The sequence below is a fragment of the Paraburkholderia sp. J69-1 genome (genome assembly GCF_905220255.1).
GTDB lineage: Bacteria > Pseudomonadota > Gammaproteobacteria > Burkholderiales > Burkholderiaceae > Paraburkholderia.
On sequence record NZ_CAJMZG010000005.1, the window covers coordinates 373822 to 386245 of the forward strand.

Sequence of the window (12424 nt, forward strand, 5' to 3'; positions counted from 1 at the left end):
CCTTGTGGTTTTCGTCGAATTATTGCGAGCATGTTATAGAGGAAGAAATAAAATATGCTTCGTTTATCGTGCGTCTTTTGCTTGTGGCGTGGTAGAGTCTGCGAATATTTCAACAATTATTGAATGAGTCTGCTGACCACCTATGGATCGTACAGACATGCGCATTTTGCGCGTTTTGGAGAAGGATGGCCGCATCAGCAATCAGGATCTCGCGGACGCGGTGAAGCTCTCGCCTTCGGCCTGTTTGCGGCGCGTGAAGATCCTGGAGGAGCGGGGCGTCATCGTCGGCTATCGGTCGGTGATTGCGCCCAAGGCGATCGGCGTGGGTTTCGAGGCGCTGGTGCAGGTGTCGATGCGGCCGGAGGAGGACGACTGGCACGCGCGCTTTTCGGAGGCAATTCAGGCGTGGCCCGAAGTGGTGTCGGCGCAGATCGTCACGGGCACGTCCAATTACGTGCTGCGCGTGCGCGCGCGCGACCTCGATCACTATTCCGATTTCGTGATCCACCGCCTGCATCGAGCGCCCGGCGTCATGGCGATCAACTCGAATATCGTGCTGGCGACGGTGAAGGATGGCGGATCGGTGCTGGATCTTGCAGTGCTGCCGGGTTGAGCGGCTGGTGTGCTGCGGTTTCGATCAGTGTGTCGCGTGTTTTCTGCTGTTATGACAAAATGTCCCGCCTTATAGAGGGCCAATGAGACATTTTGCGAAAATCCATGAAGACTGCAGACCTTTCTTACGCACTGGCACGCCTTGGCTGGACCCAGGTGACGTTCGCGGAATACGCCGGATACGACCGCCGCACAGTCGGACGATGGATGAACGGCGAGTCGCCTGTGCCCTTGCTGGTCGAAAAGCATATCGACCTGTTGCTGGCGATTCGTGACAGGATGCCTTGAGCTGCGCGGCAAAAAACTGAGTGATCGAGCGGGCTCGCGCTCGAAAAAGAATGGCGCTATTCGATTCAAAATAAATAATCTTGATTCACGGCGAATAGTTTTCGCAAAGGGAGCGCCATTCAATTCAAACAGCGCTTCCGCTTGAAGGTCGCCGGTATACACTTCCCCAATTGATAACCAGAACGCAGGGGAATGAATTGATTGCAGTTCCGGTGTGGTCGAACGCGCAGTTCACGATTATCCTGCTTTCGGTTCTATCGACTTTTGTACTCATCGTCGGCGGCCTGCTGCTCGCGGTGATTCTGCCATTGCGTCGCTGGGTAGGGCTAAGGCCTAAACTGCGCATCGGCCTGCTGGTATCGTCGCCATTGCTGTTGCTGGCCTCGCTGCCCACACTGGTGATGGCCATGGCAGCGTTCGGTGCGTGGCGCTCGGTCACCGCGCCGGAATCGGAGCGTCATATTACGCTGGAGCACGATCAGACAATCGACGGATTTACGTTGCCCGCCGGTACGCATCTGGATCTGATCGAGGCTTATGAAATCGATTCATTCAAGCACGCCCGTTTCCCGCATCCAGTCAACATGCTCGACGTGACAGCGACCGGAATGAATTCGGTCTTGCCTTATTCAGTTGCATTCACGGGTACGGGCGAACAGACGATTGCGGGCTGGACCTGCAATGCAACGGGCGAAATCGAATTCAGCCGAAGCACCGACAAGAATTTCGATCTGGACATGAAATCGCCTTTTCACTTTAGCGGTTGCACGCTCGGGCACGGCAACAGGATTGCGGGCCGTCTTCTGCTGCCTGCGAACGCCACGATCGCTGAAGGTACGCTGCACGCGGAGTTTTTCAACGTCAAAGTGGCCGATCCCTTGCCGATTGGGCCGGGCGGTGCGCTGTTGAAAACCAATTGTCTGGTGATCGACCGCAACAGCCGCATGCCCCAGGATATGAATACCGGGCTGCTGGTGAATCCGCTCAAGTGGAAAAACAAGACCTGGCCCGCCGGAACCGAAGTGATGTGGGATGCACCGAAGCTTGGCGTGTCCGCAAAAGTCACTGCCTGGTCGTTCTTCGAGCATTCGGCCAGTCTGGATTCAAACGATTCGTTTTCATGCCTTGGTTAAGGCGTGTTTCCACGGCGAATCGCGCACAGGAATGACGATATGAATCTGAAGAGCGGCCCGGGCCGCGTGCTTGCGATCCTTCCTTTAGGTGCGGTCATTGCGTGGGGTCTGCAAAGCGGCTTTGTCGTGGTCGCGAATCGCCTGGGCGTGCTCACGTGGATTCACTACGATTCTCCCGTCACGCGCCGTTTCTATGCGGGCAGAACGTGGATCGACCGGGCGGTGACAAACGAATTCACTTTAGCGTGGAAGCTGCTTTATCTGCTGGCGATCGTGGCGGCATTTTTTATCTGCCGGGCCCTGTACTACGGGAATAGTCGGGCTGCTTTCACGCAACGTGCACGCTGGATCATGCTCGGTTGGATGGTGGTGATCGGCGTGCTGATCGGTGAAATCCAGTTGCTATACCGCTGGATCGATTCGCCGTTCATCCGCTATGTGCGGGGTTGGAGCGATGAGTGGCTGGGCGTCGCGTGGCTGCTGTCGGCGACATGGTCATGCGGACTCTGGAGTTACGTAATGCGCCGGCGTGGTGTGCCAAAGGAAGATGAATTCACTGCGCGTGGGTTTTAAGGCCGGCAAATCGGCAAGTCGGCAAAAAAGGGGCGGGTGCAGGCCATCCGCTAATTCTTTCCTGTGAAACGGGCCGTAACGCGACGGGATTTTCCAAGGCTGGATTTGAGTGAGTACCGGGGCTTATCGTACGAGCGCTCGACGAGCTTCAGTGCTTTGCCAAGGAGAATTCAGCCATGAAGAAAATACAGATCGTTATCGCCGCTATTGCCGCTTCGGCTGCCGTCTCGCTGCAAGTTCGCGCCGACGAACCGGCTCCGCCGATGCCGGACCATCACGCACCCATGTTCGCCGGCGATATGGGGCCGGTTCCTCCGTTCCATGGCCCGGATTTCGACGTCATCAACGATCTCGAGCAATTGCGCCGGCTGTATAGCCTGTCTGGGCGTCCGGGCGACATCGTGGCGGTCTATCACGAGGTGCTGGACAAGTCGCACAATCCTGCGGTGCGCCGCTTCGCCTATGACGCCCTGGCCCGCGAACAGTTGAAGCCGGCGGACCCCGCAGCGGCCATCGCAACGATCCACGCCAGCCTCGAAGAGGATCTCGATCGCGCCAACAAGCCGCCGCGCGCCGAAGGTGGGCAAAAGCCGGGCGCGCCGCATCCCTGAGGTGCGGGAACCGGGGTGGAAAGTCGACGAATGGCGCGCCAGAAGTCCTCACTGAACCTTACGGAAGGTTTCTGTCCGCAACAGTTCAGAAAGGATTGGCGCGCAGCTTTCCATGCTGGCACTTATTGCAGAGCCGCACGGCCGTCGCCTCGCGCGGCAAGCGATCGCGTCCCCAAAACCGATCACAAAATTCAATAGTTCACGCGCGAAAATTATCATTTTTCAATGCCGTGCCGATGACTAAATAATCCGTCACCAGCTCACACAATGACGGAGACAGCATGTCATCACCCGCACAGATCAAGCGCGGCATCAGCCTTTACAGCTATCAGGAAGAGTTTTTCCTGCGCAAGCTCGACCTCGAAGGCTGCCTCGCCGAAGCGGCGAAAATCGGCGCTCATGGAATCGAGATCGTCAGCGAACAGATGATTCCGCGTGCACCGCACGCCGCCGACGCGTTCTACGCGCAATGGCACGAGTGGATGGCGCAATACGGCCTCACGCCCGTGTGTCACGATCTCTTTCTCGACACGAAACGCTATCCCGATCGCCGCTTGAGCGATGACGAATGCGTGGCATCGATCGAAGCCGATCTGCGCCATGCGCATCGTCTGGGCTGCCGTTTCGTGCGCGTGCTCGTGAGCGTCTCGCCGCATATTCTCGCCCGCTGCGTGAGCGCCGCCGAACGCTACGACGTGAAAATGCTGCTGGAAGTGCACTCGCCGCTGCATTTCGATCATCCGTGGATCATGCGTCACGCGGAATCGATGGAGCGTCTGGGCACGCAGCACATCGGCTTCATGCCCGATATGGGGATCTTCGTCAAGCGTTACCCGCTTGTCATGCGCGACCGCTTCGTGCGGATGGGTGCGCGCGCAACGATCGCCGATTTTATCTGCGCCGCTTACGACGATCGCATTCTCTCCGAATACCTCGTGCAGGATGTGCGCCAGATGGGCGGCACGCCGGTTGAACTCGCCATGGCCGAAACCGTGCGCCACACGATCTGGTCGAACCCGAAGCGCCTGCTCGAATTCATGCCGCGCATTCATCATATTCACGCGAAGTTCTACGAGATGACGGCCGAGTGCATCGAGCCTAGCATTCCCTATGACGAAATCCTTCCGGTGCTGATCGAGGGCGGCTACAACGGCTATCTGTCGAGCGAATACGAAGGCAATCGTCACGTGCAGGACGCGTTCGACGTGGACAGCATCGAACAGGTGCGCAGGCAGCACCGCATGTTCGAAACGCTGCTCGATCTGCACGCTGCAGTAGCTGCGGTCGCGGCTTAAACCGTTTTGGCCGGCTTGGGCATTCAGGTAAGGAGACAACTCACTATGTTCGACAAATACATCATCTGCGAAAACAGCTTGCGTCCGCGCGCTGGAAACGATGCCGCAGCGGGTTTTTCGCTGGAATTACGTTTGCCGTATTACCGCGCACTCGGTCTTTCAATGGTGGAAAAAATCGCGCTGACGATCGACGGCGAAACCGTGCCGGTCGAGCGCATGACGCTGAACGTCGAGGACGGCGCGTTCGCCGTCGCCGATCTCGGCAAGGTGGACGACGCGCGCTGGGGTTTCGGCGAAGTCGCGCGTCTTGATGTGGAGGGCGTGACGCTCAAGGCGACGACCGAGGGCGGCCACGACGTCCAGGTCGAACAGCATCTGCGTATCAGCTATCTGCCGTTCACGCTCGTCGGCAAGGATCGCAAATTCCTTGCGCTGGAGGCGGCACTGGCGTGATTTGGCGCGACATGCAAAGCTGGTAGCATTCGCGCGCATGCGATCGTAAGCGCAAGCGGGAACAGGATGGTGAGCGGGCAAGGGTGCGAAGAACACCCGCCCGTCCGGTCGATTTGAATCGATCATGAAAAGAGTCATGAAAAGACTCATGAGAAAAGTCAGGGGCCGCCAGGCGGCCTCAAGGAGACACGTATGACGAACAGAACTGCTGGCGCGGCGCAAGGCCTCGTGCTGAGCGTGGCATCGACGATGTCGGTAATGGGCGCCGTGGTCATGGCCCCGTTGCTGCCGAGCCTTCACGCCCAATTCGCCACCACACCCGGCGTCGATTTCCTCGTGCCGATGGCGCTTACCGCGCCTTCGTTGTGTGTGGCTTTGCTTGCGCCCGTGATTGGCGTAGCGGCCGACCGCATCGGCCGTCGCCGCGCGTATCTCTTCGCGCTGCTGCTGTACGTGCTCTTTGGCACCGCGCCGCTTTATCTCCAGACCTTGCCGCAGATTCTCGCCAGCCGCGTGGGCGTGGGTTTCGCCGAAGCCGTCATCATGGTCTGCAGCACGACGCTGCTGGGCGATTATTTCACCGGTCCGGAACGCGTGAAATGGCTTTCGGCGCAATCCGGTATTGCGTCGGTATCGGGTATCGCTTTCATCATGCTTGGCGGCGTGCTCGGGCGCGACAACTGGCGCATACCGTTCGCCATGTACGCACTGAGCCTCGTGCTGTTTGCCTTCACGCTGCTGCTGACCTGGGAACCCGCACCGCGCGCACGCGAGGCCGCGCAGGCGCAGCGCTTTCCCTGGGGCAACCTGTTGAGCAACGGCGTGCTGACGGTGATCGGTTCGCTGCTGTTCTATCTGATTCCCGTGCAGATGGGCGCGGTGCTGGCTGGGCACGGCGTCACTTCGCCCGCCACCATCGGCATTCTGATTTCGATCGCCAGCATTCTGATTCCGATTGGCGCGTTTCTGTTTCGCCGCGCGGCGTTGCGGATTCGTCTCGATGCGATCGTGTGTCTGCCGTTTCTGCTGATGGGCGCGGGTCTCATCGCACTTGGCCGCACCGGTGACGCGACGATGGACGTGATCGCCGCTTCGGTCCATCAACTCGGCGGTGGTTTCGTCTTGCCAGTGTTGCTGACGATGGCGCTGCAACGTCTGCCGTTCGAATTGCGCGGACGCGGCACCGGCATCTGGATGTGCGCGTTCTTTCTCGGTCAGTTCATTAGCGCGCCCGTAGCGATTGGGGCGATGAAAGCGGCGGGTAGCATCGGTATGTCGCTGGGCTGGCTGGGCGCAATGAGTCTTGCCGTGTGCGCGGTGCTCGTGGTGGCTGCTGTGCCGCGCGCGCGCCGCGAAGGCTGGGGCGTATTGCCGAACACGACGCCTGGTCAATAACGATTCGCCGATACGAAAACGCCATGCCGCTTATGCCGGCATGGCGTTTTGTTTTGTGCGGTACATAGCGTGAGAATCGTGATTTCAGGCGCTGACGTCCGGCGCGATTTCACTCGCGCAATCGAGCAGCACGTCGCGAAACCACGCATACGCCGGGTCGTTCTCACGCGTCTGCTGCCATTGCACGACTTCGGTGAGCGGCGGCAAGGCGATCGGGCAATCGATCACGCGCAATTCCGGTTCACGCGCCGCGAAACGCGCGGCAACAAAAGACGGCAGTGTCGCGATCAATGGCGTGCCTACGATGGCGAAGGGAATCGCCAGCAGATGTTCGGTGCGCACGGCGCGCTCGCGTTGCGCACGAAGAATCAAGGCATCGTCGGATTCGGGCGTCATGACGCTGCCGTCCAGCAAGGTCGGCACGATATGCGGCAGCGCGTAGAAAGCGGCTTCGTCGAGCGGCTTTTGCTTCGCGCGCGTGCCGGACACAGCGCGATTGCCGCGCCACGCCAGACATCGATACGGCGCGCTCAGCAACTGCCGGCGCGGATGATCCGCCGACGTGAACATCCCCGGCAGCACCACGAAATCCAGTCCTTGCCGCTCCAGCGCTTCGACGGCCGGTGCGCGTGCTTCGCGAAACGCGCTGAATGTGCGCACATTGAGGCTGATGCCCGGGGCTTCTTTTGCGAGGCGCGCGCTCACGAGCGGGAGCAGAAACCCCGCCACGATCTCCGAGCAGGCAATCGCAAACCGCCGCTCGGCGCGCGACGGATCGAATCCCGGTTTCGCCGATGTCAGCACGCGCGCGCGTTCGAGCCATGCCTGCACGGCCGGTTTCAATTCAAGCGCGACGGGGCTCAGGACCAGTTTGCGGCCCGCCTGAATCAGCAGCGGATCGCCAAAATGCTCGCGCAGACGCGCCAGCATCGCGCTGATGGCGGGTTGCCCTACGTTGAGACGGTCGGCCACGCGCGTGACGCTGGGGTCGTCGAGCAGCGCGTCCAGCACCACGAGCAGATTCAGATCGATCGAGCGATAGCGCACGGCGAATGCTCCATTAAAAGTTGCGCGCGCAATCAACGATTACGCGTGCGAGCCATTCGACTGCGGGGTCGCCCGCGTGTGCGGCGCTGACCTGCAGTGTTTCCCATACGTCGATAGCCGCGAACGGCGTGGGCACGACGCGCAGCGGCATCGAGCGGGCCGAGGCCTGCGCGAGCCGTGCGGGCACCGTGCCGATCCGCTCGGTGCCCACCACGAATTCCGGCACGAGCAGGAAATTCGGCACGATGACTTCGACCTTGCGCGCGACGCCTGCGCGATCGAGGCGACGTCCTTCGACGGTATTGGCCGCCGAATCCATAAACGTGGCGATCACGTGCGGCAGCGCCGAATAGAGTTTCGTGCTGAGCCGCTCGTCCACCTGTGGATTATCGTCCGCGACGATACAGGTAAAGGTCTCGTGAAAGAGATCGACCGAAGGTTGATCGGCGGACGTGAATTCCTTGGGCGCAATCGCCAGATGCGCGCCGCGCCGCTCCAGTTCGTCGCCCATCAGATTGCGCGAACGCGGCAGCAGGCTGATCAGCGGCCGCATGGACAGCGACACTCCCGGCGCTTCCTGCATCAGCCGCGCAATCACGCGCGGCATGAACACCTGCGCCACATAGTCCGAGCAGAGCACGACGAATTCCTGCTGCGCTTGTTCGGGCACGAAGGCGTGATTGGCATTGGCAATCACATCGGCGCGTTGCAGCAGCGTGCGTAGAACCGGCTGCAATTCGTAGCCGAGCGTGGTGGGTGTCATCTGCCGGTTGCGCCATTCGAGCAGCACATCGTCGAAATGCTCGCGCAGACGCCCGAGCGCCGAGCTGACCGCCGACTGTTTCAGGCCAATGCGCAGCGCCGCGCGCGAGACGCTGCGCTCGGTGAGCAGGGCGTCGAGTACGACGAGCAGATTCAGATCGAGACCTTTGAGGCGCATGGGCGGTGGTTGTGCGGACGTAAAAGCGCTTGGGCCACGACGGCGCGCACGCGCGATGAGAGGGATTGTCCGAAACAATAGTTTGCTTGCGCTGCTAGTGATTTCCCCAGGCACGCAGAGCCCGGGCACGCACAAAAAGCCCGTATTCCAGCGCCTCGCAACGATGTCGCCAGTCATCATGAAAATCAATACATGGCAGGCGATATTTTTCATTTTTCGGCATGCCAGCGCCCGGAAATAATCCGTTCCACGCGCCGCAGACAGCGCGAACAAAAAAGACGTTACGCAAAAAACAAAGCCGCAGAAACGGTCAGGAGACGACAACGATGAATTGCCAATGCGACGGGCGCGCGCGCCCACGCCCACGCCGATGGAGCATGCTGTGCCGTGTGGGCATCCCGCTCGGGCTGTGTCTGGGCGGCAACGCCGCGAGCGCACAGCAGGTCACGCTGTACGGCACGATGGACACGGGCCTAACCTACATTTCGAACAGCGGCGGCAGCAAGCTCATCGAAATGCAGCCGAACATTATGTGGAAAAGCGCCTTCGGCATGCGCGGCAGCGAGGATCTCGGCGGTGGCACCAAGGCGTTCTTCGACGTCAGCAAGACATTCAACACGTCCACCGGCGCGGATTATGGTTTCGGCCCTTCGATGGGCCTGAGCGACGACCGCTGGGGCACGCTCACGATGGGGCAGCTTAACGACTTCATGTTTCTTTCGCTGACCGTGCAGCGCTGGGGGCCCGAACTCTATTCGATGCCGCCGTACAACACCTCGGCCGGACCGTTCACGTCGCTCGGCCTGACCTCCGGCTCGACCGACTTCAACGGCACGGCGGGCTGGTACGTGTTCAACAACGCCGTGAGCTACCGCTCGCCGACGATCGACGGTCTCACCGTCGGCGCGATGTATGCGTTCGGCAATGTGGCCGGTCATGTCGGGCGTGGCGATACGCAGAGTTATGGCGTCGATTACAGCATCGGGCCTGTGCAACTGGACGCCGCCTACACGCTCTCGCGTTCCACCGATATGGTCGAGAACGGCGCCGCACTGCGCAATTGGGGCTTTGGCGGGCGGCTTGCGGTGGGCGGCGCATGGCTCGACGCGCTCTATACGAACACGCGCAATACCAGCCTTGGCACCGGCGTGCAGGTGGTCAGCGCAGGCGGGCAGTTCCCGGTGACGCGCAATACGGTGATGTCGCTGAACTATCACTACGACTGGGCGAATGCAGCGGCGGACAGCTATCACGCGCATCAGATTTCGGCGGGACTGTTCTACGGTTTTTCGCGGCGCACCGATGTCTATGCCACGGTGACGTTTCAACGCGCGAGCGGTAATGGCGCTACCGCGATGGTCGATTACACGATGGCGCGCTCGTCCACGGCTTCGCAAACCGTGGCGCGTATCGGCATCACGCATCGCTTTTGAAGCGACGTCCTGCACCGCTCAATTAAACGCCAACAGGGGAACATCATGACCACACGCATTCTGCTCGCGCTGCTGCTGATCGTCGCGACGATGGGCCGCGCGAGCGCAGCCGAGGAAGTCAAGCGCGTCTGCCGCAACGTCTGGAAACACGACCACTACGAAGAAAAGTGTCACACGGTCCGGCGCGCGCCGCCGCCCGCGCCACGCATCGACGCACCGCCGCCGCCGCCCAATTCGAAGAAAGACGGCCCGCAAAGTGGCCCGCTCAAGCATCCCCGTCAACCGAAAGAGCCGAAAGACGTGCAGCCCGTGAGCGTGAAGCGCCCGGCGTCGATTTGAATTCATCAGGAGAAACGCACTTTATGAAAACGATAGCGGGTCCCGCCATTTTTCTCGCACAGTTCGCCAGCGACGAAGCGCCGTTCAATTCGCTCGCGGCGATCGCACGCTGGGCGGCTGGTCTTGGCTATCGGGGCGTGCAGATTCCGACCTGGGACGCACGCCTGATCGACCTGTCGCTTGCCGCGCGCAGCCAGACCTATGCGGACGAAGTTCGCGGCACGCTGGATGAGCACGGCATGGCTGTGACCGAGTTGTCCACGCATCTGCAGGGGCAGCTTGTTGCTGTGCATCCGGCCTATGACGCCGCGTTCGACGGATTTTGTCCGCCCCCGCTGCGCGGCAATCCGCAGGCGCGCCAGCAGTGGGCGGTCGAACAATTGATGCTGGCCGCGCAGGCGAGTCGCCGTTTAGGACTGCGTGCACACGCAACGTTTTCGGGTGCGCTGGCGTGGCCGTTTCTGTATCCGTGGCCGCAGCGCCCGGCCGGGCTCGTGGAGATGGCGTTCGAGGAGCTAGCGCGCCGCTGGCTGCCGATTCTCGACGCATTCGACGAAGCCGGCGTGGATGTGTGTTTCGAAATCCACCCCGGCGAAGATCTGCACGATGGCGCGAGTTTCGAGCGCTTTCTCGATGCGCTTGGCGGCCACGCGCGCGCCAACATTCTGTATGACCCGAGCCATCTGCATCTTCAACAGATGGATTACCTCGCGTTTGTCGATCTCTATCACGAGCGCATCAAGGCCGTGCATATCAAGGACGCCGAATTCCGTCCCGATGGACGCAGCGGCGTGTATGGCGGCTATGGATCGTGGCTGGAACGCGCGGGGCGCTTCCGCTCGCTGGGCGACGGCCAGATCGATTTTCGCGCGATTTTTTCGAAGCTCGCGCAGTACGACTTCGAAGGCTGGGCGGTGCTCGAATGGGAATGCGCGCTCAAGGATGCGTCAGTGGGCGCGCGCGAAGGAGCGCGCTTTATCGCCGATCACATTATCGAAGTCACTGCGCGCGCATTCGACGACTTCGCGACGTCGGGCGTGGACGAAGTGGCCAACCGGCGGCTGCTCGGTCTCGCGTAAGTTCATGTACTCAGGATAGCGAATGATGAAAGACCGTATACGGATCGGCATGGTGGGCGGCGGCGACGGGGCGTTTATCGGCGCGGTTCATCGCATGGCGGCACGGCTCGACGGCGAATATCAACTGGTGGCCGGCGCCTTTTCCGCCGATGCAGAACGCTCGCGGGCCTCGGGCGCCGCGTTGGGTATCGAGCCTGCACGCGCCTATGCGGACTGGCAAGCGATGCTCTCAGCCGAAGCGAAGCGCGCCGATGGCATCGAAGCCGTCGTCATCGTCACGCCCAATCATCTGCATGCGCGGGTCGCGCGCGATTGCCTGGCGGCCGGCGTGCATGTGCTTTGCGACAAACCGCTGGCGACGACGCTGGACGAAGCCAGCGAACTCGCGCGTCTCGCCCGTGCATCGGCATGTTTGTTCGGCGTGACGTACACATATAGCGGTTACCCGCTCGTGCGCCACGCGCGCGCGCTGGTGGCGGCGGGCGAGATTGGCGAGGTCCGCTCGGTGCAGGTGCGCTACGCCCAGGACTGGCTGAGCGAGGCGATCGAGACATCGGGCAACAAGCAGGCGGCGTGGCGCAGCGACCCGGCGCTCGCGGGCGAGGGCGGTGCAATCGCCGATATCGGCACGCACGCATATCACCTTGCGCGCTACGTGAGTGCGCTGGACGCGCAAGCTTTGCTGGCGGATCTCACGAACGCTGTGCCGGGCCGCCGCGTCGACGACAACGCTCACGTGCTGCTGCGTTACGCCAGCGGCGCACGCGGCATGCTGTGGGCGAGCCAGACATCGCCTGGTAATGCCAACAATCTGGAACTGGCGATATACGGATCGCGCGGCGGCTTGAGCTGGCGCCAGGAAACGCCCGATGAACTCTGGTTCGCGCCGCTAGGCGACAGCGTGCGCGTGATCCGGCGCGGCGATAAAAACCTCAGTCCTGCGGCCGTGAAAGCTACGCGCGTGCCGATGGGACATCCCGAAGGCTATCTGGAAGCGTTCGCGAATCTATACGCCGATTTTGCGGCGGCCATTCGTGCATATCGCGCAGGCGAGCGTGGCGCAAATGGTGCGAATGGCGTGCGAGCCAGCACGTTTCCTACCATCGAAGACGGCCTGGATGGCATGCGCTTCGTTCACACGGCACTGGCTTCGTCGCGAGAAGGCGGCGTATGGCTGCCGTTGCGCCCCTGACGTGCGCGGCGACGAATTCACGAATATCGATTAG

14 protein-coding genes are annotated in these 12424 nt (G+C 61.2%); 12 read left to right on the forward strand and 2 right to left on the reverse strand.

The window, feature by feature from the left end:
* Positions 1–142 precede the first annotated feature (142 nt).
* The 8 genes from U5A67_RS11900 to U5A67_RS11935 all read left to right on the forward strand — a co-directional run bounded on the left by U5A67_RS11900 (position 143) and on the right by U5A67_RS11935 (position 6360).
* Complete coding sequence (locus tag U5A67_RS11900; protein WP_205982202.1) at positions 143–613, forward strand: Lrp/AsnC family transcriptional regulator; 471 nt, start codon at positions 143–145, stop codon at positions 611–613.
* A gap of 104 nt (positions 614–717) precedes the next feature.
* Positions 718–900 (forward strand): helix-turn-helix domain-containing protein, encoded by a 183-nt coding sequence (locus U5A67_RS11905; RefSeq protein WP_205982203.1) that lies wholly within the window; start codon positions 718–720, stop codon positions 898–900.
* A gap of 197 nt (positions 901–1097) precedes the next feature.
* Complete coding sequence (locus U5A67_RS11910) at positions 1098–2033, forward strand: hypothetical protein (protein ID WP_321814163.1); 936 nt, start codon at positions 1098–1100, stop codon at positions 2031–2033.
* A 39-nt stretch (positions 2034–2072) separates the two neighbouring features.
* Complete coding sequence (locus tag U5A67_RS11915; protein WP_321814164.1) at positions 2073–2606, forward strand: hypothetical protein; 534 nt, start codon at positions 2073–2075, stop codon at positions 2604–2606.
* 176 nt (positions 2607–2782) lie between these two features.
* Positions 2783–3217 carry a hypothetical protein gene (locus tag U5A67_RS11920; RefSeq protein WP_321814165.1) on the forward strand — a complete coding sequence of 145 codons (435 nt, stop codon included), beginning with the start codon at positions 2783–2785 and terminating at the stop codon, positions 3215–3217.
* A gap of 281 nt (positions 3218–3498) precedes the next feature.
* Complete coding sequence (locus tag U5A67_RS11925) at positions 3499–4512, forward strand: sugar phosphate isomerase/epimerase family protein (RefSeq protein WP_321814166.1); 1014 nt, start codon at positions 3499–3501, stop codon at positions 4510–4512.
* 45 nt (positions 4513–4557) lie between these two features.
* Positions 4558–4965 (forward strand): C-glycoside deglycosidase beta subunit domain-containing protein, encoded by a 408-nt coding sequence (locus U5A67_RS11930; protein ID WP_321814167.1) that lies wholly within the window; start codon positions 4558–4560, stop codon positions 4963–4965.
* A 192-nt stretch (positions 4966–5157) separates the two neighbouring features.
* Positions 5158–6360 carry an MFS transporter gene (locus U5A67_RS11935; protein WP_321814168.1) on the forward strand — a complete coding sequence of 401 codons (1203 nt, stop codon included), beginning with the start codon at positions 5158–5160 and terminating at the stop codon, positions 6358–6360.
* Between the two features lie 84 nt (positions 6361–6444).
* Here U5A67_RS11935 and U5A67_RS11940 read toward each other — a convergent pair whose 3' ends face one another.
* The gene (locus U5A67_RS11940) at positions 6445–7407 is read right to left on the reverse strand and encodes a LysR family transcriptional regulator (RefSeq protein ID WP_321814169.1); all 963 of its coding nucleotides are present in this window, start codon (positions 7405–7407) and stop codon (positions 6445–6447) included.
* A gap of 13 nt (positions 7408–7420) precedes the next feature.
* Entirely contained in the window at positions 7421–8347 is a 927-nt protein-coding gene (locus U5A67_RS11945; protein ID WP_321814170.1) for a LysR family transcriptional regulator, read from the reverse strand.
* Positions 8348–8724: 377 nt separating this feature from the next.
* Here U5A67_RS11945 and U5A67_RS11950 point away from each other — a divergent pair, with 377 nt between their 5' ends.
* The 4 genes from U5A67_RS11950 to U5A67_RS11965 are packed head-to-tail and all read left to right on the forward strand — an operon-like array spanning position 8725 to position 12390.
* Positions 8725–9780, forward strand: a complete 1056-nt coding sequence (locus tag U5A67_RS11950) for a porin (protein WP_321814171.1) — start codon at positions 8725–8727, stop codon at positions 9778–9780.
* A gap of 45 nt (positions 9781–9825) precedes the next feature.
* Positions 9826–10119 carry a hypothetical protein gene (locus tag U5A67_RS11955; RefSeq protein WP_321814172.1) on the forward strand — a complete coding sequence of 98 codons (294 nt, stop codon included), beginning with the start codon at positions 9826–9828 and terminating at the stop codon, positions 10117–10119.
* Between the two features lie 23 nt (positions 10120–10142).
* Positions 10143–11198 (forward strand): sugar phosphate isomerase/epimerase family protein, encoded by a 1056-nt coding sequence (locus U5A67_RS11960; protein ID WP_321814173.1) that lies wholly within the window; start codon positions 10143–10145, stop codon positions 11196–11198.
* Between the two features lie 22 nt (positions 11199–11220).
* The gene (locus tag U5A67_RS11965) at positions 11221–12390 is read left to right on the forward strand and encodes a Gfo/Idh/MocA family oxidoreductase (RefSeq protein ID WP_321814174.1); all 1170 of its coding nucleotides are present in this window, start codon (positions 11221–11223) and stop codon (positions 12388–12390) included.
* Positions 12391–12424: the final 34 nt, after the last annotated feature.